Genomic DNA, 24,858 nt, shown 5'->3' on the forward strand with positions numbered 1-24,858 from the left:
GAACAGATGAGTAGGACCAAAAAAATGCTCGGAGCGGGAACAGACAGGAAATCTGTGCCCACCCCGAGCGGGTAGTTGCTAGCCGAGTTGACTCTCGGCCAGCAGCCTTACGCAACTAGCAGCCTTAAGGCAAGTGCGTATTACTTCAGGTTCTCGATAGCCTGCGGGACAACGTCGAACAGGTCACCGACGACACCGAAGTCAGCAATCTCGAACAGCGGAGCCTCTTCGTCCTTGTTGACCACAACGATGGTCTTGGAGGTCTGCATACCTGCCTTGTGCTGGATAGCACCGGAAATACCCAGAGCAACGTAGAGGTCCGGGGAAACGGTCTTACCGGTCTGGCCAACCTGGAACTGACCCGGGTAGTAGCCAGCGTCAACAGCAGCACGGGAAGCACCAACAGCTGCGCCGAGAACGTCTGCCAGCGGCTCAACAACGTTCTTGAAGCCATCCTCGGATGCGACACCGCGGCCACCGGAAACAACCAGCTTAGCCTCGGTCAGCTCCGGACGGTCGCCGCCCTCAGCCGGCGCAAAGGAAACGATCTCGACAGCGTTGTTGCCGATCTCTGGGAATGCAATCTCGGTAACGTCAGCGGAACCGGACTTCTCCTCCGGGTCAACGGAGCCCGGACGCAGAGCGTAGACCGGGGATGCGCCGTAGCCGACACCGTCAACGATGTACTCGCCACCGAAGATGGAGTACTTAACGGAAGCGTCATCGTTGATAGCAACAACGTCGGACAGCAGACCGGAACCGGTCAGCGCAGCGACGCGGCCAGCGATTTCCTTGCCGGTTGCGGAAGCGGAAACCAGCACCGGAACCTCACGCTCGGAGGCCAGGCCGACGAGAACGTCAACCTCAGGGGTGATCAGGTACTTGTCGGCATCGTCGGACTCAGCAGCGAGAATCTCGCCAGCGCCGTAGGAGGCCAGGGTGTCTGCGAAGCCAGCAGCGGTACCCGGGGTACCCACGACAACTGCGGCCGGGGTGCCGAATGCGGAAGCAGCGGTCAGCAGTTCAGCGGTGGTGTTCTTCAGCTCGCCATTTGCGTGCTCGACGAGAACGAGGACGTCGGTCATAGTGATCTTTCTCCTACTTGTATCTCTATTTGTCTTCTATTCGCGTCAAGCGCCTTAGATGAACTTCTGGGCCTTGAGGTACTCGGCCAGCTTGGCGCCGCCGTCTCCCTCATCGTTAATGCGCTCACCAGCGGTCTTAGCCGGCTTCGGAGTGGAGCCAGTGACACCGGTAGCAGCGTTTTCGAGACCAACCTGCTCTGCCTCAGCAGCAACATCGTCCAGGGTCAGCTCGGTGACCGGCTTCTTCTTAGCGGCCATGATGCCCTTGAAGGATGCGAAGCGCGGGCTGTTTGCCTTCTCAGTGACGGAGACGACTGCCGGCAGGGATGCCTTGAGCTGGTAGATGCCGTCTTCAACCTCGCGCTCACCGGTGATGGAGTCACCGTCGATAGCGACGGAACGCAGGTGAGTCAGAACCGGGAGGTCGCGGTAAACACCGAGGACAGCCGGAACGGAGCCGGTACCACCGTCAGTGGAGGCGTTGCCGGTGATGATGAGGTCAACATCCTCGAGGGTGTCAATGACGTTGGACAGAGCCCATGCAGTCTGGACTGCGTCAGAGCCCTCAAGTGCGTCGTCCGAAAGAATGACGGCATCGTCAGCACCCATGGACAGAGCCTTGCGCAGTGCCTCGATGGCACGATCCGGGCCTACAGTTGCGACGGTAACGTTTCCGCCGTGCTCTTCCTTCAGCTGCAGGGCAGCCTCAACAGCGTTCTCATTAATCTCGTCGAGAACTGCGTCTGCAGACTCACGATCGAGGACAAACTTGTCGTCGGTGAGCTTACGCTCGGACCAGGTGTCCGGAACCTGCTTGACCAGAACCACAATGTTCGGCATTTTTCTGTCGTCCTTACTGGTTGATTACTGGTGAACGTTTATCTGACCTTACTTCGCAAGCCACCTCACAATAAAGTGAACCAGGCCACGCTCTAGGTCGTCTGTGTTGAAGATAACAGAACCTGTCGCCAATGCGAAGGTGATCCAGATAACAATGTCGTTATTTTTTTAAATTTTTTCTCACGTCACGAGCCCACCCCACCCGCTAACATGCCATTTCCGCATGTCAGAGGTTAATAATACGCAACCGATCGCAGTTGCCTCCGTGGTATTCGCCAACAGCAAACACCGATCCCCAACAGGCTACCCCCACCAATTTTCCGTCGTAACGCGGTCCTTAACCGATCTCTCGAGGCTCACAGATAAACGCCGTCGCGCTCCGCCCAATACGCGTGATCACCACCGCCAATGCCCTGGCACCTTTCAGCTTCCACTGCTTGCGCAACACGTCCGGGTTCACGTCCACACCGCGCACGAGAATCTCCGCCGCCCCGCAATCCAACGCCGCCAGCGCCTTGCGAACCTGCTTCAAATTCACTTGCTCAATAACTTCAAACCCGGCAATGCCCTGTGGCAACGCATCACCGCTAAGATGCGCAATCCGTTCATCGAGCTGCCACAGCCCATGTGCCGCCGCAAAATGCCGCACCAGCCCGGCGCGCACGATTGCTCCGTCCGGGTCAATGATGTACCGACCGGCCGCCCGTACGTCGATGTCGTCAGGCATGGTGTCGTCGTATGTCTGCACGTTCACCGCCGACAACTCTAATGGCCTGTGCTTACCGACGGTCTGGACAACCATCGCCGACCGCGTTACGGATTGCCCCTCGGTAACTCTGACCAGCCCCGGCGTATATAGACACGCCTCCTTGACCGCACCGTCGACCGAAGTGACAGCTACTTCCCCGCTCCACTCGCTGAAGTCGAGGCCCGGCGCACATTTGATAGCTAGTTCTTTGTCGGGCCAGGCGGCTATGAGCGCCGACAGTGGCGGAAGCAGGTCCTCCGGGTTGGTGATCCTACGCCCACCGGAACGGCGTGCAGGGTCAGCGACAATGACAGGTGCGTCAAAGGCCGGTTGCAAAGCATCGGCCTGCGCGAAGATGTTCTTGCCGACGTTATGCCGCGCCATGGCCAGCCGTGCAAGGTCGAGATCAGACCCGACGACGGTCAGGCCCTCGTGGTCAATTGCTGCCACTTCAGTACCAATGGAGCAGGTCACATCGGCCACTGCTTCGACACCGAGATCCGCAAGCCTACGGGCGCGAGCCATCGCGACGACAAAGGGCGTGGCCTGTTGCGCTGCTTCGGAAGAGAAGATCCAGTCCCCTGGCAGTTTGCTGACCGCCGAACGCCGAGCTGCCGCAACTTCAATGACCGCGCGACCAAACTCGCCACAGTGTTGGCGTAGATGCGCGGAGTCTGCAATCAGAGACTTTTTAGTGAGCGCGAGCTGGTCGGCCTCATCTAGCCACTCCGGGTGAGCAGCAACAGCGGCCACCTCTGCAGCGGACAGGGACACTCGTTATCTCCTTCCAACTAGGGATCAGCCGGTTAACGGGGGTTGAGTAGTCGGCTAACGGTTCATACGTTTGCGCAAATGCCCCATGTGGGTGGCAACGGCAAAGTACTCATCCATAAAAGGTTCCCCGAGGAAGTCACTACTGGTGCGTCGCACCGGAGTGTTTCTGGCCGCCTCGAGAGCCTCGGCCACAGTACTGACGCCGTCCAAGCGAGTTAGTTGCGCCCAGGTCGGAGGCATGAGGCCAAGTAGCCCACGGCGCCATCCATCCAAAATCGTAGTCGGTCGGAACCAACCTGAAGATGATGCCTCAGAGGTGTCACCGTCGGCCCTTTGACCGTCGGGAAGCGCGGCGAGGAAGAAATAGGTGTCGTAGCGAATGGGGTTGGATTCGGGTGTCACCCAGTTAGCCCAAGGACTGACGAGTTCGGCATCGAGCGCCAGATTTTCATTGCTAAGGAAATCCGTCAATGACAACTCGTGGGCTTCCAACTGTCGTCGCTGACGGTGGAAGCGGTGACCATCTGCGACAATCTCACCGCCAGCATCGCGAACCAACAGAGTGCCTGTTTCCTCAAAGGTCTCACGCACGGCCGCGCAGGTGAGCGCGTGCGCCCGCGCGCAGTCGACGTTAAAAGCCTGCGCGATCCGCGACTCAGGGTCGGCTTCCGACGGCTCGGTCACGGCCATGACCTCATTCGCGACAGCGGGGAAATCACGCTGGTCTACTCCACCGCCGGGGAACACGGTCATGTTGGCCGCAAAGCGCATTGAGGATACGCGTTCTTGAACGTAGACCTCGAGCCCGCAGTGGGTGTCGCGGAGCAGCAACACAGTCGCAGCCAGTTTCGGCGACGCGGGTGTATTCGGGGTTTCAGGTGTCGGAACCGCCATGAGCTTCTACTTCTTCCGGTGCTTTCCAGCAGGCCGTGCCCGGCGCGCAAAGTAGCGATCATCGATGCGATCGACGACGATTTCCTGGTGGAAAGCCTTGGTCAGGTTCTCACTGGTCAGGACGTCGTCAATAAGCCCCTGTGCGATGACATTGCCTTCGTCGAGGAGCATCGCATGGGTGAAGCCGTACGGAATTTCTTCCGGGTGGTGCGTAATCATCACCATCGCCGGCGCATCCGGGTCGAGTGCGAGTTCGCCTAAGTAACCGACGAGGTCCTCGCGACCGCCGAGGTCGAGTCCGGCTCCCGGCTCGTCGAGAAGCAGCAATTCGGGGTTGACCATCATGGCTCGTGCGATGAGTACGCGCTTGCGCTCTCCCTCACTGAGAGTGCCCCAGGTGCGGTCTGCAAGATGCTCAGCACCCATGCGCTCGAGAATCTCGGAGAGCTGTTCGAAATCCATCTCTTCATAGGTCTCACGCCAGCGCCCCAGGACGGAGTAACTGGCGGAAATAACAAGGTCCGCGACCTTTTCGTCATTGGGAATGCGGTGAGCAATCGACGATGATGTCAAACCAATCATGGTGCGCAGATCACGCATGTCGGTGCGCCCAATCTGCTCGCCCATCACATGGGCCACCCCTGAAGACGGGAACTCCTCCGCTGCAGCAATGCGCATCAAAGAAGTTTTGCCTGCACCGTTCGGCCCCATGATGACCCAGCGTTCGTCAAGTTCTACTTGCCAATCGACCGGCCCGACCAGCGTACGGCCACCACGGATGAGGTTTACGTCGCGAAAGTCGAGTAGCAAATCTTCGTTAAAGTCTTCTTCCAATTCAGCCACACATCCATGGTGCCCTAACTTTGCCCAAATGTGCGCTTGGACATTCTCATCTATCCTCGGTAGAGAGCAAATCGAGTTCACTCGAGATGGTTTTGCTTCGATTTTCACCTAGCTCGCCGACAATTAGGAGAACGTCTTTTATGACTGGTCGAATCGGTATTGATGACATCCGTCCTCAAATCAACGGTGGTGCAACTCCATCGAAGGCCGTAGTGGGTGAAGTCGTCCCAACCTTTGCCGTCATTTGGCGAGAAGGCCATGACGCGATGAACGCCACGCTCAACGTCAAGGGGCCGAAGGAATCAGCTTTTGCTTCCCGCTCACAGCGCATTCCAATGCACTTTTCTGACCATGATCCAAATCAGGTCAATGCCACCTTCGTCCCAGACGTTCCGGGGCTGTGGACCATTCGCATTGATGCCTGGTCCGACCCGATGGCAACGTGGCGCAACGCTATCACCAAGAAGTTCGAGGCCGGTCAGAGCGAAGCTGAACTCGCTAATGATCTAGAAATTGGCGCCGCTCTCTTCGACCGCGCCGCCGCTGGTGCCGCTGCTATCCACCGCAACCACCTACGCTCCATCGCCGCAGGTCTGCGCGGCGACGGCGATCTTCGCGCCCGCATTGCAGCCGCGCTTTCCGACGAGACCCGCGCCATTTTGCAGGCGCACCCGGTGCGCGACCTTTTGACCCGCGGAAAGACCCGCAAGATCAAGGTTGACCGCCGCGAAGCCCTGTACTCCTCTTGGTATGAGTTCTTCCCCCGTTCCAACGGTGGTTACGGCGAAAATGGCGAGCTGCTGCACGGCACATTCAAGACTGCGGTTGCACAGCTTGATCGCGCTCAGCGCATGGGCTTCGACACGGTCTATCTGCCCCCGATTCACCCAATCGGTGAAATCAATCGCAAGGGTCGCAACAACACCCTGACCCCGGAACCGGGCGATGTCGGATCTCCGTGGGCTATCGGCTCCGCAGAAGGTGGCCACGACGCCATCCACCCGAGCCTCGGTGACGAAAAGGACTTCAAGGAATTCATCAAGGCTGCTAAGGAGCGCGACCTCGAGGTCGCTATCGACCTAGCGCTCCAGTGTGCACCGGACCACCCCTGGGCTAAGGCTCACCCGGAGTGGTTCACCGTGCTGCCGGACGGCACCATTGCCTACGCCGAGAATCCGCCGAAGAAGTACCAGGACATCTACCCGCTGAACTTCGACAACGATGCCAAGGGCCTGTACGCAGAGGTTCTGCGTGTAGTGAAGTTTTGGGTCAAGCGTGGAGTCAAGGTCTTCCGCGTGGATAACCCCCACACCAAGCCGGGCAACTTCTGGGAATGGCTGATTGAAACCGTTCACGAAACCAACCCGGAGGTCATCTTCCTCGCCGAGGCCTTCACCGCCCCGGCCCGCCTCTACGGCCTGGCCAAGGCTGGCTTCACTCAGTCCTACATCTACTTCCCGTGGAAGACTACGAAGGAAGAGCTGACCGAATTCGGCAAGGAGATTACCCGCCATGCGGACATCGCTCGCCCATCCCTATGGGTCAATACCCCCGATATTCTGCATGACTTCCTGGTCAAGGGCGGCCGTGGCGCCTTCGCCATCCGCGCCGCGCTGGCTTCAACCCTGTCTCCGCTGTGGGGCATGTACTCCGGCTTCGAGCTGTTTGAAAACGTTCCGGTCAAGGAGGGCTCCGAGGAGTACCTCGACAGCGAGAAGTACCAGCTCCGCAGCCGCGATTACGACCAGGCACTGGCCACCGGCAACTCGCTGGAGCCGTTCATTGCGACGCTGAACAAGATTCGTCGGGAGCACCCTGCTCTGCAGCAGCTGCGCAACCTGCACTTCCACGACATCGACAATGACAACCTGCTGGCTTACTCGAAGCTCGATCCGGTCACCGGCGATGCCATCCTCGTTGTTCTCAACCTCGATCCGTGGAATGCCCAGGAAGCTACCGTGCACCTCGACATGGATTGCATCGGGCTCCGCAACCACGACCGCATGGATGTCACTGACCTGATTACCGGCAACCAGTTCAACTGGGGCAAGGACAACTACGTCCGCCTGGCACCGTGGGAAAACGTTGCGCACATCATCAAGCTGCCGGAAATCGACGTCAAGCTCCGCCACAAGTTGGCTTGGCGCGACGTACCCGACTACGAGGGCTAGAACGCTTGCTGGGAACTTTCGGGGTTAGTGGGCCGCTGACCTGACTACTGTCGCAACGATTCGTCGTTAGGCTGGCGGGTGAGTTAGCAGCCCACTGTCCCCTACCTCCCTCTAATTCTTTAGAACTGAACTCAACAACTTCACATTCACCTACCTAGAAACGCTTCGGAAGGACCTTCCATGGGAGCCCACACAGATCCCCGCCTCGCAATTGATTCCGGCGATATGGATCGCCTGCGCTACTGCACCCATCACGATCCGCACAGCATCTACGGCGCACACGTCGTGGACGGTGACACGGTTATTCGCACGAGGGTCTTCGGCGCTCAGGCAGTTACTGTCGTCAGCACGCGCGGCGAGTTTGAAGCGGAGAACCTGGGCGACGGTTTCTTCACCGCCCTCGTCCCCGGCGGCGATGACTTCGACTACCGTCTGCGCATTACGTGGGACTCCGGCGAGACCGTAGAGCGTGCCGACGGCTACCGTTTCCTCCCCACTATCGGCGCTGGTGACCTACACCTAATCGGCGAGGGACGTCATGAGGAACTGTGGAAGGTTCTCGGTGCTCACCTTCGCAGTTACGACACAGAGCTGGGTACGGTCGAAGGCACCTCGTTTACGGTCTGGGCTCCGAACGCACGCGGCGTCGCCGTGGTCGGTGACTTCTGTATGTGGAACGGCGCGCAGTACCCAATGCGCTCTATGGGTGGCGCAGGTATCTGGGAGCTGTTCATCCCGGGTGTGGGTGAGGGCGAAGTCTACAAGTTCGCGATCACGACACCGGAGGGACAGCGCCGCGATAAGGCCGACCCTATGGCGCGTGCTGCTGAGCTCCCACCGGCTACCGGGTCGATTGTTGCGACCTCTGACTACGCCTGGGGTGACCAAGCGTGGATGGAAAAGCGCGCCAACACTGACTGGACCGAAGAGCCCATCTCTATCTACGAGGTCCACTTGGGTTCCTGGAAGCAGGGCCTGAGCTACGAAGTTATGGCGGAGAAGCTGGTGCGCTACGTGGTCGACATGGGCTACACCCACGTGGAGTTCATGCCGGTATGTGAGCACCCGTTCACCGGTTCCTGGGGTTATCAGGTTTCCGGCTACTACGCTCCGACCAGCCGCTTCGGCACCCCAGATCAGTTCCGCGGTCTAGTTGATGCCTTCCACGCCGCTGGCATCGGTGTCATCATGGACTGGGTTCCGGGGCACTTCCCGAAGGACGAGTTCGCACTTGCCCGCTTCGATGGCACGGCTTGCTACGAGCACCCGGACTGGCGCCGCGGCGAGCAGCGCGACTGGGGCACCTACGTTTTCGACTTCGGCCGCAACGAGGTACGCAACTTCCTCTACGCCAACGCACTGTACTGGGCGGAAGAGTTCCACATCGACGGTCTGCGCGTCGACGCAGTGGCTTCCATGCTGTACCTGGACTACTCCCGCAATGAAGGCGAGTGGCTGCCGAACCAGTACGGTGGCCGTGAAAACCTCGATGCTGTTCAGTTCCTGCAGGAATTCAACGCCACGGTACACAAGCACAACCCGGGCTTCCTCACCGTGGCCGAAGAATCCACTTCTTGGCCGGGTGTGACCGCACCTACCGAGCACGGTGGCTTGGGCTTCTCTATGAAGTGGAACATGGGCTGGATGAATGACACGCTGGAGTACTTCAGCAAGGAGCCGATTTACCGCTCCTACCACCACCATGAGCTCACTTTCGCTATGGTCTACGCCTACTCGGAAGAGTTCATTCTGCCGATTAGCCACGACGAGGTCGTGCACGGCAAGGGCTCGCTGTGGGAGCGCATGCCGGGCGGCGATTGGGATAAGGCCGCAGGCCTACGTACTTTCCTGACCTTCATGTGGGCACACCCGGGCAAGCAGCTTCTATTCCAGGGTCAGGATCTTGGCCAGAACCACGAGTGGAACCACGATGAGTCCGTGGCTTGGGACAACCTCGAAGGTTGGAGCGGCGAATTCCACCGCGGCATTCAGCTGCTGGTTAAGGACATCAACGCCATCTACAAGGAAAACCCGGCGTTCTACACCCAGGATGACCGCCCAGAGGGCTTCCAGTGGATTAACGCGGATGATTCCACAAACAATGTTGTGTCCTTTGTCCGTTACGGCACCGATGGATCGGTCGTCGCCTGTGTCTATAACCTGTCGGGAACCACGCAGGAAATCTACAAGATTGGCGTACCGCGCGGTGGTCAATGGACGGAGGTCCTGAACACAAACGCATCGCGTTACGAGGGCTCCGGCTACGGTGAAAACGGTACTGTGACCGCGGTTGAGCACGGTTGGAACGGCCAGGCTCACTCGATTGATTTGGTGCTGCCGGCCAACACCGCCGTTTGGCTGAAGTGGCAGGGCTAGTCCCGAATCAAGCCAAACAAAAGACAATCTCATAGGAATTGCCCGTGCTGCACGGTTTTCAGTGATCTGAGTTTCGGCCTGAAAACCTGACTCACGGGCAATTTTGTTTTAGGGAGCGTATCCAGGTTTTATCCTCGGAACGGATTGAACCAGTCAGGTTCCAAAGATTCGTTGTAATTCGCAGAATCTGAATCATCGGTGTACGCGGATCCATCCATGCTGTCGGTTCCGATGCGATCCGGAATGCCGTCGCCATCCTCATCTGCACTCCACGTCGCAGCCTGCTTAGCACTCAGTGGCTTGCCATCCTCACCAAGGCGATTGTAATCCGGCAGCAGCGGGGCTATTTGGGAACCCAGCTGGCCGAGCAGTCCGTCGGTAAGCTCATTGAGCGGCACCTCATCAAAGCGCGTCGTAATGGCGTAAGCGATGGGTCCGGCTGCGGTGTACAAAATACCGTGGTCATTAACGCCCTCGGCAGTGTCACCGGTCTTCTGGACCGCGGAGCCGACGTACATCACAAACTTCTGCGAACCACCGTAAGTGAGGTAGGTCAATGCAGTTTGTGCCGTGTCCTTGGTAATGAAATTGTGCTTTGAGGTGCCATCGGCCACTTCCTGGAGACGTGCCATGAACAGCGCAGCTTGAGAGGGAGTAAACCAGGACCGATCACCGCTGGGATTGGGGATGTTGAACTTGTTGCCCAGGTGGTAGCGCTTGTCATCAACACCGGCTTCCTTGATGGTTTTGTTGACCTCGTCGAAACCACCGACAGCGTCAATCAACCCATTCGCCGCGGTGTTGTCCGAATACCGCATCACGTACTGCAACAGCCCGTCGAGCGTGTATTGGCCAGGGCCAATCACGCTTCCGCCAACACCATTGTCCCAATCGACCGTCACCGTCTTGTCTAGGTCATCGCCGAATTTCTTCAGCGCAGTAACCACTAACGGAGCCTTGATGGTCGATGCGGAGTACTCCTTCGTATCCTCGCCTACCGACGCCGTGAGCCCTTTGTATGGACCGTCAATGACACGCAAATAGACACCTAAATCAATGCCATAGTTGTCGGAGAAACTCTTAGCCGCAGTATCGAGGACGTCCTGTGCATCAGACCAGGTGACTTCCTCGGAAGCATCCCAACCGTTATCTGGAGCATTAGGTTTTGTGGTAGCAGTGGTGGCCTTGGACCCGGTGGTGCTTGGGACATCGATGGTGCACCCCGCCAACAGAGTCGAGGCCGAAAGCGCAACAATGACCGAGGCGGAAGTAGCGCGAAGGGCTTTGGGGCGAAGTCGCATGCAAAACTCCTGGCTGCAGAAAACTGAAGACCAAAGGCACCTAGCGCAGTATGAACTGTCTGAGGTGAACAGGTGGATGAGATGCAGTGGTAACTGCTGTAAACCACTGAGAACTGTTGGAAGATTACCACCTTCCGAAAAATCTCGTTGCACTGGGGCGCAGCTTTTGTGCAACAATGGATTAAATATAGACATGATTAAAAGAATCAATGTCCAACGGTGCACCCAGGCAGTTGAGCTGCACATTTGATGCTTAATGCTTCAACGATGCCTCGTCCGAGACCGCTGCTAGAAATAGCGCACGGCACCGAAAATCGGAGGAAGTGAATCGCAATGAAGGAAAAGGTACATCGCTTGATGGACCGCATGCAGATTCGCCATGCCCATATGCGCAACACCTGGTATGGGCCGGTACTCTCCCCGGTTCTTCTCGTCGCAGGCTTCGTATTGCTCATTGTTGGCATTATCATTTTGCCAACTCCTGCTCCCGGATGGCTCTGCATCTTTGTTGCACTGGGAATTCTCTCGTTGGTGCATCCGCCGACACGTCGCCTGAACATCTGGTTGGCAGCAAAATTGGACGCCTTTTACGCCTGGTATGCGGAGCGTCATGTGGCAATGAAAGCAACACTTTTCCTGTTGCTAATGGCGTTTATGGCCGCTGTAATGGGCAGCGTCTACTACTTCATGGCTCCGGATGACTGGCCATACACCGACGCTTCAAGCTAGGAGCCTGAGCGCTTTCCAGGCTCCTAGTACAGTGCCCCTAGTCCAGTACTCCTAGTACAGTGCGCTAGCCATCCTCCGGCGTGCATCCAATGCCACTGGATCTGCGGTATCGAATAGCACAAGCAGCTCTAGTAGACGCGACTTGATGGCCTCACGGTCATCGCCAAACACCTGCGGGAGCAACTTCAACAAACGATCGAGCGCCTTCGCTGGATCGTCGACAAGCATCGTGACATCCGCGGCATCGAGGGCGAGCGCGACGTCCTTCGGCGCAGCGTCGGCCTTTGCAATTGGATCTGCGCTGCGATCGATTTTGGCAGCGCGGGCGAAGAAGGACACATTCGCGTGAGCGCGCTTCAGCCCCTGATTTGCGGGCTCGGACTGCAGCATAGCGTCATACAGCTCCAACGCTCCGTCGAAATCGCCCTCCTCGAGCAACTCTTCAGCCTGCTCCAAACGCGGGTCATCGGTGGGTACGGGATTGCCGAAGAAGTCAGTCGGCTCCGGAGCCTCCGGCCCGCTGCCCTCCCCAGCCATACGAGTTCCCGCCGGCAACCCCTTGAGACGACCCCGAGTGGCCTCCATAACCTGCGCCAGCCACTGCTCCAGCCAATCCCTGGTTTTCTCGCCGACAAACATGCCAATGGGACTGCCCATAGCCACAGCCGTGACTGTCGGCACTGCCTGCACACCGAATGCCTGGGCCAGCTGCGGATGCTCCTCAGCATCTGCCCACGCCAGGATCCAGTTCAAGTTAGCCTCACGGGCCATGCCTTCTAGCTCAGCCCGAAGACGCAACGAATCAGCTGCTCCAGCCATGCCGATCAAGACAATAACCGGGACCTGCTCCGAGCGCAGAACGACTTCTGCCTCAAGGGTCTGCGGGACAATCTCAACTACAGGAGGAAGCCCATTTCCCTGATCACTGGTTGCCCGCTCGATCTCCTCTCGGCGCTTACGTTCGGCTTCGGCGCGCTGGTGGAGCTGCTCCAAATCAACCGTGCCGGGTGGTGGCGGCGGAGTCGAGCACTCGCGGTGACCGTGTGCTCCATGCGAGTGACCATGAGAATGGCCATGTGCGTGACCATGTCCAGCTGGCATCGTCAAAGGGGTTCCTCTCCAGTGTCGTCGTAAAGCCTATGTAAAGACCTATGTAGAGCCTACGTGTCCAATCCGAACAAGAGACTAGTCGGTGGCTTTCAGCGCATCCTCGACCGCATCCACTTTCGCACGCAGCTGCCCGGTATATCCGTTGCGAATGTCCGCTTTGATGACCAGAGAAGTACGCGGACTGACACGGCTGACTGCTTCCGTGGCTCGCTTAATGACATCCATCACCTCATCCCATTCGCCTTCAACAAGGGTGAACATGGCATTGGTCTCGTTGGGCAGGCCAGATTCGCGCACAACACGCACGGCTTCAGCAACAGCCTCAGCCATTCCCTGCTCAGGATCGGAGAAAGTGGGGGCAACAGAAAATGCGACAATCATGGCGCCGATAATAGCGAGTACCCTGGGAACTATGAGTGAGACACAGATTCCCGTTCCCCATAAGTACGTAGTCGCTGTTGATCACGTCGGCGTCGCAGTCCCGGATTTTGATGCCGCTATCGAGTGGTACCGCGCAAACCTTGGTTTCATCAACTACCACGATGAAGTCAATGAAGAGCAGGGTGTCCACGAGGCCATGGTCGGCCCGGCCGACAAGGTTGAAGGTGGCACTCTGGTTCAGATTCTCGCGCCACTGAATGACCAGTCCACGATTGCAAAGTACCTGGACAAGAAGGGTCCAGGAATCCAGCAGTACGCAGTTCGTGTCACTGATCTGGAGGCGCTGATGGCGCACCTGAAGGAGCAGGGCACCCGGGTGCTGTATCCGGAGCCGAAGATCGGTACCGCAGGTTCGCGCATCAACTTCATCCACCCGAAGGATGCCGGTGGCGTCCTGCTGGAGCTCGTTGAGCCGGCTAAGTAAATCTATCCCCAGCGGCGCGTGATAGTGCGGTGAGCTCTGTTGCGCCAGCAGTTAGTGTGCCAATGGCGCCGGTCATCGGCGCCTGCACCATAATCCTGCGGCCAAGCTACGATGTGCGAGGTCCCGGGCATGATTTCCTGGTCGCACCCTGGACAGCGATAAACCTTGTTCGACTGTCCAGCGCTGATGTTACGCACCGCAAAGTCCACGTCCTGCCAACCAGCAGGCCCAGATTCAGTGCGGGTGTTTTGGAAAGAACTGCCAAATGTGGGCAGGCTGCCGCGATTCTGGCCGTGGTTATTACGCCCGCCGCGTTGGTTGCCTCGTTGATTACCGCGCCGCTTGTGGTTTCGCCTAGGCATGGCTAGAACAACCGCAATTCATTGGACTCCAGGCCACGCAGGGCGTCGTAATCCACGGTCACACAGCGAATCCCACGATCCTCTGCCAGAGTCTTGGCCTGTGGCTTAATCTCCTGGGCAGCAAAAATCCCTTCCACCGGTGCCAGCAGCTCATCGCGGTTCAGCATCTCCAAGTAACGGGTTAGCTGCTCAACGCCATCGATACCGCCCCGACGCTTAACCTCGACTGCAACGGTGGCGCCGTTTTCATCGCGGCCAAGCAGGTCCACCGGTCCGATCGGGGTTGGGTATTCGCGCCTAATCAGGGTGTAGCCCTCGCCAAACGTTGTGAACTGATCTGCAAGCAGTTCCTGTAGATGCGCTTCTACCCCGTCCTTCTCCAGGCCAGGGTCCTCTCCCAGTTCGTACGTGCTATCAGCCAGCACCTTGCCGATAGTGATACGAAGTTGCTCGCCCTTCTTATTCTCAACGACCCAGAGCTTTTCACCAGTGTCTTCCCCCGACTCGTCGAGAATATCCTTCTCCGTCAGCGTGCACGGCGGTGTCATCCAGTTCAGAGGCTTATATGCACGGTCGTCGGCATGCACAGAAACTGACCCATCTGCTTTCACCAACAGCAAGCGCGGGGCATGAGGCAGATGGGCATTCAAGCGACCGACATAGTCAACGGTGCATTCAGCAATCACAAGGCGCATTCCCCTACCCTAACGTGACTGCCGCGCGGGAGAAAACAATACCCACTAGAGCCTTAGCAATAGCCTGTCGTAAGAGACTAGTACTGACTTCCCCGGCCACGGTTATAAGCCGAACGGAGGCGTCGCTCAATATCTGTAGGAAACTCACGAGTCTGGCGTGACGACGGCTTCGACTCCACCCACGCCACCAGCGCAGTGTCCGAGGACGAGTCCACGGCAAACTCCCATTCGGTATTTTTCCCCGTTTTAATCCTGACTACCCGAAGCCCGGGCGCGAAAAAACCCGCCTCGATGTCAGTCGGATCTCGGCGATCCACAATAGTGACATCGTGACGGGCAAATTCGGCATCACAGCCAGGACGCAGCGAACGTAGCTTGTACATCTTCAACGTCGACTCTGAATAAACAATGACACCATGGCGCCAATGACTGCCATCACCTGCAGGAAGGCGACGAGCAATAACAGGAGTACCTTTTGCATGCAGGCTGGCGAAACGCCACAGGGCAAGGACCCCGCCGACGATCAACATCGCACCGATAATCATGAACATGATTGACATCATGGTTACGCTTGAAAACACTATCTGCCAGCCTCGCATCCGGATGAATAGACGACGAACCTTGGTTCAAAAGCGCTTTAGAGGCTTTTTACAAACCCTACCCGATTGTTGCACTGACATGAAAAATAACTAAGAAAAACGGGGCGGGAAGCTGGCAAGATTTCTCTTGCGAGCTCCCCGCCCCGTTTAAAGAAGCAGGAAGAATACGGTCGTGCGACCGGATGTTCAGGCGAAAAGACTAGTTGGTGGAAGCGCGACGAGCCGCGCGGACCTCCGACTCAGCCTGTGCCTTTACTGCAGGGTCATCCGAAGTCAGGTTGGACTCGGCCTCGGAGAGGTTAACCTCGTCAGCCCAGATTGCCTTATCCGCGAGGATCGAAACCTTCGAGGTAGACACGGAAATGAACCCACCCTGTACCGAAGCGACAAGAACCTTGCCGTCTGCGGTCTTGATGGTCACCGTGCCGTTGTTGACCAGCTGGCCAAGCAACGGCTGGTGTCCGGGCAGCACGCCGATCTCACCCTCGGTGGTCTGGGCAGAGACCACGGTGGCCTTGCCCTTCCAGAGCGGTCGCTCAACGGCAACCAGTTCAGCGGTGATTTCAGCCATGAGGATGCCCCTTACTTCTTCTGCATTTCAGCGTACTTCTTCTCGACATCGTCGAGGCCACCCAGGCCGTCGAAGGCCATCTCCGGGTAGTTGTCGAAGTCGCCCTTGCAGATGCGGTCGAAGGCAACAATGGTGTCCTTCAGCGGGACGTACGAACCAGGCAGACCCGTGAACTTCTCAGCAACGAAGAAGTTCTGACCCAAGAATCGCTGGATACGACGTGCACGCTGCACGGTCACCTTGTCCTCCTCAGACAGCTCGTCCATACCGAGGATGGCGATGATGTCCTGGAGTTCCTTGTTCTTCTGCAGGATGTTAATAACCTGCTGAGCAACTCGGTAGTGCTCCTCACCGACGATCGACGGCTCGAGGATACGAGAAGTCGAAGTCAGCGGGTTCACTGCCGGGTAAATACCCTTCGATGCAATCGAGCGGTCGAGCTCGGTGGTTGCATCGAGGTGGGCGAAGGTCGTTGCCGGAGCCGGGTCGGTGTAGTCATCGGCAGGCACGTAGACGGCCTGCAGAGAGGTAATCGAACGGCCCTTGGTGGACGTAATGCGCTCCTGCAGAACACCCATCTCGTCAGCCAGGGTCGGCTGGTAACCCACGGCGGAAGGCATACGACCCAGCAGGGTCGAAACCTCAGAACCGGCCTGGGTGAAACGGAAGATGTTGTCAATGAAGAGCAGCACGTCCTGGTGCTGAACATCGCGGAAGTACTCTGCCATGGTCAGACCCGACAGCGCGACGCGCATACGGACTCCCGGAGGCTCGTCCATCTGGCCGAAGACGAGGGCGGTGTCCTGGAGAACGCCCATCTCTTCCATTTCCAGGAAGAGGTCGGTGCCCTCACGGGTACGCTCACCAACACCGGCGAAGACCGAAGTACCGGAGAACTCGCGTGCAATACGAGTAATCATCTCCTGAATCAGAACGGTCTTACCGACACCGGCACCACCGAACAGACCAATCTTGCCGCCCTTAACGTACGGGGTCAGCAGGTCGATGACCTTAATACCGGTTTCCAGAATCTCGGTCTTGCCCTCGAGCTGGTCGAAGGCCGGAGGCTCACGGTGGATGCCCCACTGCTCACCATCGCGACCCAGGCCCGGCTCATCCAGGCAGTCGCCCATTGCGTTAAAGACGTGACCCTTGACGACGTCACCAACCGGAACCGAAATCGGCTTTCCGGTGTCCTTGACCTCTGCACCGCGGACCAGGCCGTCGGTCGGAGCCATAGCAATGGTACGAACCATGTTGTCACCGAGGTGCTGTGCAGTCTCGAGGACAATGGTCTTGGCGACCGAAGGAAGGGTAACTTCCACGGTCAGCGCGTTGTAAAGTGCCGGCAGTTCGTTACGCGGGAACTCCACGTCGACGACGGCACCGATGACACGCACAACACGGCCCACAGCCGTGGTGGTGTTCTGCTCACTTAGAGCTGTGCTCATATCTAGTCACTTTCTCCGCTGTCGTCGAGCGCACCGGCGCCACCGACGATTTCTGTGATTTCCTGGGTAATCTGTGCCTGACGTGCCTGGTTAGCAACACGCGAGAGGTCCTTGACCAGCTCGGTAGCGTTGTCCGTCGCGGACTTCATAGCGTTACGACGGGCAGCGGACTCAGAGGCAGCGGCCTCGAGCATCACTGCGAACAGAGTGCGGGACACGTACTGCGGCAGAAGCTCTGCCAACAGGGTGTCTGCATCAGGCTCGAATTCATAGTCCGGCTTGAGGTCATCTGATCCATCGGACAGCATGTCCTCGCCCTGAGCAATCTCGACATCCTCGTACACAGGCTCAATCGGGAGCATCTGGTGTGCACGCGGAATCTGAGAAAGCATGGACACGAATTCCGTGTAGACAACGTGGACCTGGTCGAAGCCCTGAACGGCCTCGCCGTTGGTGCCACGCAGGCCTTCGCGGTACTTGGCAGTGCCCTCGGCCGTAGCGTTGAAACCATCAATGAGGTGACGACGCACGTCGTGGGTTGCGGCGTAGTCCGGATCCTGGGAGAAGCCCTCCCACGTACCGGCGAGCTCGACACCACGGAAGTCGTAGTAGTCGGTGCCCTTACGGCCAGTCACGTAGAGAACGACCTCATGCCCCTGCTCTTCCAGAGCGGTACGCAGTTCTGCAGCCTTCTTCAGGACGTTGTGGTTGTAGCCGCCACACATGCCGCGGTCACTGGTGACAACCAGGACTGCAACACGCTGGTTACCCTCACGCTTTACGAGCATCGGGTGATCCAACGACGAAGCCGATGCGAGACGTCCGATGACCTTCTCGATTTCGTCGGCGTACGGCTGGGAGTCTGCTACGCGACGCTGCGCCTTAGTAATGCGCGAGGTTGCGATAAGCTCCTGGGCCTTGGTGATCTTCTTGGTCGAGTTCACCGACTTGATTCGGGCTCGAAGTTCACGAAGATTCGCCATGTCCTATTCCCTCCCTTCAATTGCGAAAACGGTCATTGAGTAGCTCAACCTGCCTAGTTCTGGGCAGTCTTGCGGGAGACCGTAATCTGCTGCTTCTTGAGCTCGCCCTCGTCGAGTGCCTCGACCGGAGCCTCGGAAGCCAGCGGTGCGCCCTCAGAAGTCTGGAAGGACTTCTTGAAGTTAGCGGTAGCGGACTTCAGAGCAGCCTTGGACTCGTCAGAGAAGGCGACGCCGCCGTCAATCTGCTCGAAGACTGCAGGCTGAGTGTCCTGCAGGTGCTCAAGCAGCTCGGCCTCGAAGCGACGGACGTCCTCAACCGGGACATCGTCGAATTCGCCCTCGCCAGCGAGGTAGATGGAGGTCATCTGGTACTCGACCGGCTGCGGGTGGTTTTCCTTCTGCTTCAGCAGCTCAACCAGACGCTGACCGCGCTCCAGCTGACGCTTGGAGGCATCGTCCAGGTCGGATGCGAACATTGCGAATGCTTCCAGGTCGCGGTAGGACGCGAGGTCCAGACGCAGGTTACCGGAAACCTTCTTCATGCCCTTGGTCTGTGCGGCACCACCAACACGGGAAACCGACACACCGACGTTAATAGCCGGGCGGACACCCTGGTTGAACAGGTCGGACTCGAGGAAGACCTGGCCGTCGGTAATGGAAATGACGTTGGTCGGAATGAAGGCCGACACGTCGTTTGCCTTGGTCTCGATGATCGGCAGTGCGGTCAGCGAGCCTGCACCCATGTCGTCGGAGAGCTTCGCAGCACGCTCCAGCAGACGGGAGTGGAGGTAGAAGACGTCACCCGGGTAAGCTTCGCGTCCCGGCGGGCGACGCAGCAGCAGCGAGATGGCACGGTATGCCTCTGCCTGCTTAGTCAGATCATCGTAAATGACCAGGACGTGCTTGCCCTGGTACATCCAGTGCTGACCCAGTGCGGCGCCTGCGAATGGTGCAAGCCACTTGAAGCCTGCGGCATCCGACGCCGGGGCAGCAACGATAGTGGTGTACTCGAGTGCGCCCTGCTCCTCGAGGGTCTGGCGCACACCAGCAATGGTGGAGCCCTTCTGACCGATAGCAACGTAGATGCATCGCACCTGCTTGCTCGGGTCACCGGACTCCCAGTTAGCCTTCTGGTTCAAGATGGTGTCCAGGCAGACCGCGGTCTTACCGGTCTTACGGTCACCAATGATCAACTGACGCTGACCACGACCAATTGGGGTCATTGCGTCGATGGCCTTAATACCAGTAGCCATCGGCTCTTCAACCGGCTGACGCTGCAGCACGGTCGGTGCCTGCAGCTCGAGGACGCGGTCCTCTTCAGCCTCAATGTCGCCCAGGCCGTCAATCGGCTGGCCCAGGGGGTTAATTACGCGACCGAGGAACTTGTCCCCGACCGGAATCGAAAGGACGTCACCCGTCCGCTTTACCTCGTCACCCTCTTTAAGCGACTCGAAGTTACCCAGCACCACAACGCCGACCTTGTCGGTGTCGAGGTTCTGAGCGACGCCAATAACGCCGCCCGGGAACTCCAGAAGCTCATTCGTCATGACCGACGGCATTCCCGAAACCTGGGCGATACCATCAGCTGCACTGATAACAACGCCAACCTCCTCGCGGGAGGCCTCCGGGGAGTAGCTCGAGGTGTAGTTCGCAATCGCGCTACGGATCTCGTCGGAGGAGATCGTCAGCTCCGCCATGTTCTTCCTGCTCTCGGTAATATTCTTCCAGTGATTAATCGTCTAAACCATCCGTCAGCCGAGGCCGACGCGCAGCTTCTCAAGCTTTGTTGAAAGGCTACCGTCGATGACCTCGTCGCCAACCCGGATGACCAGTCCACCGAGAATCGACTTATCGATCACGGTGTGGATGGACATCGCCTTGCCGTAGACTCGGCCGAGCTTGTCCGCCAGTGCTCGCTCTTGCTCGTCAGAGACGGCCGTGGCACTGGTCACGCGAGCGACGACGTGGTTCCGCAGGCCGGCGGCTAGCCGGGACAGGGAGTCAATGTCGTCCGCGGGGCGCTTGGATGGGCGGCCAACAGCCTGCAGTGCGAGGGTTTCGGTCACGGAAGTGACCTTGCCGTACAGCACAGAGGCGAGGAGCCCACGCTTGGCTTCGGGGGTTGCGGCCTTGTCGGCCAGCAGCTGTTCAAGCTGCGACTGCTCAGCCAGGATGTGTCCCAGTTGGAACAGCTCAGACTCAACAGTCTCAAGCTGTCCCTGGCCTTCGGCAGAGCGAAGGAGGGCTCGACGGCCCAGCTCTACCAAACCCTCACGCATTTCACGCGGGGTGGACCATACCTGCGCGGCAGCATCCACGACGAGGTTAAGAGTCGTCTCAGATACCTTGCCCGCGAACAGGCTCCGGACAAGGCCGGAACGCTGTTCCGCAGTCGCCGAGGTGTCGGCGACAGCGACACGCAGGCCGCGGTCGGAGTCCAGGACCTCGACGATGTCGAAAAGCTCGGAACCAGTCTGAGCAGCCTGAGCAACAGCGACATTGTCGCCACTGATAGCGGCGTCCAGTCGCTGGCTAAGGGCTGCCAGGGATTCGCGGCTTGCTGCGTGCATGTCGCCTACTTTCCGGCCGGGGCCACGGTGTCAAGGTTGGACAAGAAGTTGTCAATCGTCGACGAGTTACGAACGTCGTCGGAAAGCTGCTCGCCCAGAAGGCGCTCAGCGAGATTGATGGAGTTCTGGCCCATTTCCTTGCGCAGCTCTGCGACTACCTGCTCACGCTGGGCAGCGAGCTGCTTCTCACCGGACTCGATGATTCGTGCGCTCTCGTCATTAGCCTTGGTCGTAGCGTCTGCAATGATGCGCTGACCCTGTGCACGGGCTTCGTCGCGAATCTTTGCTGCTTCAGTACGGGCCTCTGCGAGCTGACTGTTGTACTTTTCCAGAGCGGCTTTGGCTTCAGCCTGTGCAGCTTCAGCGCGTTCAATGCCGCCCTCAATCCGGTCCTCCCGCTCGGTCAGGACCTCCTGGAACTTCGGAAGAACGAGCTTCCAGAAGAGAACCAGGATAACTACCAGCGGGACAACGGACCAGACGATGTCATAGGTCTTTGGCAGCAGCGGGTTAATGGACTCTCCCATCGGGAGGTCACCCGCCGCTAGCAAAAAGGTGAAATCTGTCATGGTTTACGTGTTCTCCGCTTGAAGGTCCGGACTTAGAAAACGAAGCCTGCGACCAGGCCGATCAGGGCGAGAGCCTCAGTGAAGGCGATACCCAGGAACATGGTGGTACGCAGCTGGCCGGCCATCTCAGGCTGGCGTGCCATACCCTCAACGGTCTTGCCGGCGACGATGCCGATACCGAGGCCCGGGCCCAGGGTGGACAGACCGTAACCGATGGTCTTCAGGCCAGCGTTGGTGTCGACAGCCTGGACAGCGTCCTGGGCGGAGAGGATGACGTCGTTCATTATGAACCGTTCCCTTTCTTAAAGGATGGCCCCGGATTAAAGATTGTTCTAAGTAGGCCCGGGGCTTTTGTGGGTCAAGTGGGTCTTGCTATTAAATTTGCGAGGCCTTGTTGCCGAAGTTGCGGCCTCATTAGTTATGGGTTAGTGCTCGTCTGCGTGCAGCGACAGTTCGATGTAGACGGCGCTCAGCAGGGCAAAGATGTATGCCTGCAGGAAAATCACCAGCATCTCGAACAGCGTGAATGCTACCGCAGCGACAAGGGTCAACCCGGACAGGGCGGTCCAACCATTCAGCTGCCAGAAGAAGAAGTTCGTGGCACCGAAAAGCAGGACTAGAACCATGTGGCCCGCCAGCATGTTGGCCATCAGACGGATGGTCAGCGTAACTGGGCGGAGAACGAAGTTGGAGAAAATCTCGATCGGCACCACGATGAGGTGGAGTACCGGTGGCAAGTTCGGAATAACGACTGCCGACTTCACAAACTTGAAGAAGCCCATCTTCTTCGAGCCCGCGTAAATGAAGGCAACGTATGCGAACAGGGCCAGAACCAGTGGCATACCGATTCGGGCGTTCGGCGAAATATTGAGGCCAGGAATAATAGCCGCAATATTCATCGAGATAACAAGGAAGAAGATGGTGGCCAGAACCGGAAGGAAACGACGCCCCTCCTTCTTACCCAGAATCTCCTCCGCGATGTGGATGCGGACGAAGTCCAGCATCAACTCCGCAACGTTCTGCAGACCAGTCGGCACGAGCTTCGGACGACGCATTGCGACGACGAAGAACACGGCGACGATCACGGCCATCAAAAGACGAACAATCATCAGGCGGTCCATGGCGTACCAGTCGCCACTGCCACCTAGAATGAAGTCGCCAAATTGTTCACCCGGGAAATACTCCTCCTGCAAGTTGGGTGAGTGAAACTCACCCCGCATCTCGGCAAGTGTTGTAACGCTCAGCGTTCTCTCCCGTGATTGGGCCGCTAGAACTATTGTCAAGCGGTGCGAAGGACGTCATTTAACGTGTCGCGCCGCGGATTCCATTCGCTCATCAGCACGGCGCTCACGGGGACCGTACCTGTGGAAATGATAGTTATTTCGCTACAGGCCGTCTTACCCGAAACTCAGGATAACAGTTCTGACTCATTTTCCCCACCCGGTACACCCCCGCGTTTCCGACCCCGAATCCAACAAAGAGGCCGACCCCCTCTGTGGGTTTCGGCCTCTATTTGTGGCATCTTCTGCACAAACTGGACAATATGCTTATTACCTGCGGTTTTAGAAGCGTATTGCAGCCTCTCAGCAGGTCAACAAGTTATTAACGAGCTATTCGTCCTTCATTGGTTGCACATAAGTGAGGTTAGATTGCGACATTCCCCACACTTCTGCACCGAGTGTCACCATCAGAGTGAGTACAACAGTGACGAAGAAAGTCATGTTGTCATAAAACTCAAGATTTCTAATAACAACCAGGACACCGATTAGTACGACAATCTTCAACAACCAACCACCCAGTACAACGGCAAGCGTAACGGACGGCGAAGTTCGAGCAGTAAAGAGGATGCCTAGAACGGTAAGCAATACGAAGCTTCCGCTAATGCCCGCTCCAAGGAGTACGCCCCAGACACCGGGCATACCGTTTTTGCCACCCCAGACCAGCAGCGAAAGCACGGTAATCACAGCGAGCGCGATTGCGCCCGAGCGAGCAGCAGCCAGCAGCGGTCGCCGCGAATCATCGTATTTAGACTCGGGCTCCGGAGTTGTTTTTTCAGTCACGGTCGAAGATTGTACCTTCTGCGTCCACGTCGACGTCTTATAACCTGCCGGACCCCACTTCCACTTCTGGGACGCGCTCCCCTTGAACGGTCGTCGGCAAGCGCATTGCGACGACGGAGGGTGAAGACAACCGCGATGATAAGCAGGACCCCGAAGGTGAGAGCGACGAATTCAAAGGGGAAAATGGTGGTGGCAACGGCGGCGTACGCGACGACCGACACCCATAGGTAAAGCACTAGCACCACGCGGCGATGACTGTGCCCCATCGACAAGAGGCGGTGGTGAATATGCATTTTGTCGGGTGAGAAAGGTGACTTGCCCTGACTGACGCGGCGAACGACAGCGAGAAGTAGGTCTAGCATTGGCACGCTAATTGCTGCGATGACGACCACAATCGGCGAGATTAGAGCGATGACGTCAGCGGTGCCGTACATGGAGGGCGCGATGCGTCCCGACGCCGACACCGATGCCGCTGCGAGCAGCAAGCCGATCATCATGGCACCGGAATCGCCCATGAAAATGCGTGCGGGCTCGAAGTTGTGCGGCAAGAAGCCCAGGCAAGCGCCGAGGAGGCACGCGGAGATCATCGCGGGTGGATAGGCAGACACGGTTCCGCCTTGGTCGTGAAGCAGGACCATCGAATAGACAAGGATTGCAGCTGCGGCAATCATGCCGAGTCCAGCTGCGAGACCATCAATTCCGTCAACAAAATTGAAGGCGTTAATCAATGCCACAGTAAATAGGACAGTCAAGACTGTGGACATGATTGGATCGAGAATGAGAGTGGCGCCGCCACTGAACGGGATATAGAGCAGATACCAATTGACGCCCATAAATGACATCAACAGTGCCGCCGCGACCTGCCCCACCAACTTCGTAAGGGCATCTAAGTCAAAGAGGTCATCCCAAATACCGACGATTAGCAAGAGCGACGCGGCCGCCACAACTGCCCTCATATCTGGAGTCATAGGTGGAAAACCACGGTTGAGGGCCGGCATAACCGAGGCAAGGGCGATAGCTGCGACCACCCCAGAGTACATCGCCACGCCTCCGAGCCTGGGCTTCGGAATATCGTGGACATCGCGCGTGCGGGGCGCATCCAACCAGCCCGAGCGAACCAGCACAAAACGCACTACTCCAGTGAGCAAATAACTGACAGCAGCGGAAACTAAAACGAGCATGGCGAGCTCGCGGATGGGCACACCTGCCCCACCCGACTGGGCTGCCAATAAGCTCATGTCCGCCACTAGGTACTACTCACC

The 24,858-nt window shown here is 58.0% G+C and carries 24 protein-coding genes; 4 read left to right on the top strand and 20 right to left on the bottom strand.

The window, feature by feature from the left end; translation table 11 throughout:
• Window positions 1-140: 140 nt before the first annotated feature.
• From CRD13_RS02210 to CRD13_RS02230, 5 genes are all read right to left on the bottom strand, one after another.
• A complete protein-coding gene (locus CRD13_RS02210) occupies window positions 141-1,085 on the bottom strand; it encodes an electron transfer flavoprotein subunit alpha/FixB family protein (protein WP_016422471.1) in 945 nt (314 codons plus the stop codon).
• A gap of 54 nt (window positions 1,086-1,139) precedes the next feature.
• The gene (locus CRD13_RS02215; protein ID WP_049172072.1) at window positions 1,140-1,925 is read right to left on the bottom strand and encodes an electron transfer flavoprotein subunit beta/FixA family protein; all 786 of its coding nucleotides are present in this window, start codon (window positions 1,923-1,925) and stop codon (window positions 1,140-1,142) included.
• A 337-nt stretch (window positions 1,926-2,262) separates the two neighbouring features.
• Window positions 2,263-3,447, bottom strand: coding sequence for an SAM-dependent methyltransferase (locus tag CRD13_RS02220; protein ID WP_187401208.1), 1,185 nt, complete (start codon window positions 3,445-3,447; stop codon window positions 2,263-2,265).
• Between the two features lie 54 nt (window positions 3,448-3,501).
• Window positions 3,502-4,341, bottom strand: coding sequence for a hypothetical protein (locus CRD13_RS02225; RefSeq protein WP_016422468.1), 840 nt, complete (start codon window positions 4,339-4,341; stop codon window positions 3,502-3,504).
• 6 nt (window positions 4,342-4,347) lie between these two features.
• Window positions 4,348-5,184 (bottom strand): ABC transporter ATP-binding protein, encoded by an 837-nt coding sequence (locus tag CRD13_RS02230; RefSeq protein WP_048735276.1) that lies wholly within the window; start codon window positions 5,182-5,184, stop codon window positions 4,348-4,350.
• Between the two features lie 140 nt (window positions 5,185-5,324).
• On the opposite strand from CRD13_RS02230, the gene CRD13_RS02235 reads away from it, so the two are divergent.
• Window positions 5,325-7,355, top strand: a complete 2,031-nt coding sequence (locus CRD13_RS02235) for an alpha-1,4-glucan--maltose-1-phosphate maltosyltransferase (RefSeq protein WP_070595729.1) — start codon at window positions 5,325-5,327, stop codon at window positions 7,353-7,355.
• A 180-nt stretch (window positions 7,356-7,535) separates the two neighbouring features.
• A complete protein-coding gene (glgB, locus tag CRD13_RS02240; RefSeq protein WP_187401209.1) occupies window positions 7,536-9,731 on the top strand; it encodes a 1,4-alpha-glucan branching protein GlgB in 2,196 nt (731 codons plus the stop codon).
• Between the two features lie 128 nt (window positions 9,732-9,859).
• Here the strand turns inward: glgB and CRD13_RS02245 are convergent, their stop codons facing one another.
• On the bottom strand, window positions 9,860-11,032 hold the full coding sequence (locus CRD13_RS02245; RefSeq protein WP_016422464.1) for a serine hydrolase: 1,173 nt from the start codon (window positions 11,030-11,032) through the stop codon (window positions 9,860-9,862).
• A 333-nt stretch (window positions 11,033-11,365) separates the two neighbouring features.
• Between CRD13_RS02245 and CRD13_RS02250 the strand changes: the two genes are divergently transcribed.
• The gene (locus CRD13_RS02250; protein WP_016422463.1) at window positions 11,366-11,761 is read left to right on the top strand and encodes a TIGR02611 family protein; all 396 of its coding nucleotides are present in this window, start codon (window positions 11,366-11,368) and stop codon (window positions 11,759-11,761) included.
• Between the two features lie 51 nt (window positions 11,762-11,812).
• On the opposite strand, the gene CRD13_RS02255 is transcribed toward CRD13_RS02250, so the two are convergent.
• The gene (locus CRD13_RS02255; RefSeq protein WP_070595727.1) at window positions 11,813-12,862 is read right to left on the bottom strand and encodes a co-chaperone YbbN; all 1,050 of its coding nucleotides are present in this window, start codon (window positions 12,860-12,862) and stop codon (window positions 11,813-11,815) included.
• 84 nt (window positions 12,863-12,946) lie between these two features.
• Window positions 12,947-13,252 carry a thiamine-binding protein gene (locus CRD13_RS02260; protein ID WP_049172056.1) on the bottom strand — a complete coding sequence of 102 codons (306 nt, stop codon included), beginning with the start codon at window positions 13,250-13,252 and terminating at the stop codon, window positions 12,947-12,949.
• Between the two features lie 31 nt (window positions 13,253-13,283).
• Here CRD13_RS02260 and mce point away from each other — a divergent pair, with 31 nt between their 5' ends.
• The gene (gene mce, locus CRD13_RS02265; RefSeq protein WP_005509354.1) at window positions 13,284-13,736 is read left to right on the top strand and encodes a methylmalonyl-CoA epimerase; all 453 of its coding nucleotides are present in this window, start codon (window positions 13,284-13,286) and stop codon (window positions 13,734-13,736) included.
• A gap of 364 nt (window positions 13,737-14,100) precedes the next feature.
• On the opposite strand, the gene nucS is transcribed toward mce, so the two are convergent.
• The 12 genes from nucS to CRD13_RS02325 all read right to left on the bottom strand — a co-directional run bounded on the left by nucS (window position 14,101) and on the right by CRD13_RS02325 (window position 24,825).
• The gene (gene nucS / locus CRD13_RS02270; protein ID WP_005509457.1) at window positions 14,101-14,793 is read right to left on the bottom strand and encodes an endonuclease NucS; all 693 of its coding nucleotides are present in this window, start codon (window positions 14,791-14,793) and stop codon (window positions 14,101-14,103) included.
• Window positions 14,794-14,870: 77 nt separating this feature from the next.
• Window positions 14,871-15,374 (bottom strand): DUF2550 domain-containing protein, encoded by a 504-nt coding sequence (locus CRD13_RS02275; RefSeq protein ID WP_187401210.1) that lies wholly within the window; start codon window positions 15,372-15,374, stop codon window positions 14,871-14,873.
• 217 nt (window positions 15,375-15,591) lie between these two features.
• A complete protein-coding gene (locus CRD13_RS02280; protein WP_187401211.1) occupies window positions 15,592-15,963 on the bottom strand; it encodes a F0F1 ATP synthase subunit epsilon in 372 nt (123 codons plus the stop codon).
• Between the two features lie 11 nt (window positions 15,964-15,974).
• The gene (atpD, locus tag CRD13_RS02285; protein WP_005509621.1) at window positions 15,975-17,414 is read right to left on the bottom strand and encodes a F0F1 ATP synthase subunit beta; all 1,440 of its coding nucleotides are present in this window, start codon (window positions 17,412-17,414) and stop codon (window positions 15,975-15,977) included.
• A gap of 2 nt (window positions 17,415-17,416) precedes the next feature.
• On the bottom strand, window positions 17,417-18,397 hold the full coding sequence (locus CRD13_RS02290) for a F0F1 ATP synthase subunit gamma (RefSeq protein WP_005509705.1): 981 nt from the start codon (window positions 18,395-18,397) through the stop codon (window positions 17,417-17,419).
• A 53-nt stretch (window positions 18,398-18,450) separates the two neighbouring features.
• Entirely contained in the window at window positions 18,451-20,094 is a 1,644-nt protein-coding gene (gene atpA / locus CRD13_RS02295) for a F0F1 ATP synthase subunit alpha (protein WP_005509387.1), read from the bottom strand.
• 54 nt (window positions 20,095-20,148) lie between these two features.
• Window positions 20,149-20,967 carry a F0F1 ATP synthase subunit delta gene (locus CRD13_RS02300; protein WP_070429330.1) on the bottom strand — a complete coding sequence of 273 codons (819 nt, stop codon included), beginning with the start codon at window positions 20,965-20,967 and terminating at the stop codon, window positions 20,149-20,151.
• 5 nt (window positions 20,968-20,972) lie between these two features.
• On the bottom strand, window positions 20,973-21,536 hold the full coding sequence (locus tag CRD13_RS02305; RefSeq protein WP_005509352.1) for a F0F1 ATP synthase subunit B: 564 nt from the start codon (window positions 21,534-21,536) through the stop codon (window positions 20,973-20,975).
• Window positions 21,537-21,568: 32 nt separating this feature from the next.
• Window positions 21,569-21,820 carry an ATP synthase F0 subunit C gene (locus tag CRD13_RS02310; protein WP_016422456.1) on the bottom strand — a complete coding sequence of 84 codons (252 nt, stop codon included), beginning with the start codon at window positions 21,818-21,820 and terminating at the stop codon, window positions 21,569-21,571.
• 141 nt (window positions 21,821-21,961) lie between these two features.
• Window positions 21,962-22,756, bottom strand: coding sequence for a F0F1 ATP synthase subunit A (gene atpB / locus CRD13_RS02315; RefSeq protein WP_016422455.1), 795 nt, complete (start codon window positions 22,754-22,756; stop codon window positions 21,962-21,964).
• Between the two features lie 390 nt (window positions 22,757-23,146).
• Window positions 23,147-23,596 carry a hypothetical protein gene (locus tag CRD13_RS02320; RefSeq protein WP_005509564.1) on the bottom strand — a complete coding sequence of 150 codons (450 nt, stop codon included), beginning with the start codon at window positions 23,594-23,596 and terminating at the stop codon, window positions 23,147-23,149.
• Entirely contained in the window at window positions 23,593-24,825 is a 1,233-nt protein-coding gene (locus CRD13_RS02325; protein WP_224784249.1) for an MraY family glycosyltransferase, read from the bottom strand. The genes CRD13_RS02320 and CRD13_RS02325 overlap by 4 nt, the downstream gene beginning before the upstream one ends.
• Window positions 24,826-24,858: the final 33 nt, after the last annotated feature.

The sequence above is a fragment of the Corynebacterium sp. LK26 genome (genome assembly GCF_014335085.1).
GTDB lineage: Bacteria > Actinomycetota > Actinomycetes > Mycobacteriales > Mycobacteriaceae > Corynebacterium > Corynebacterium jeikeium_D.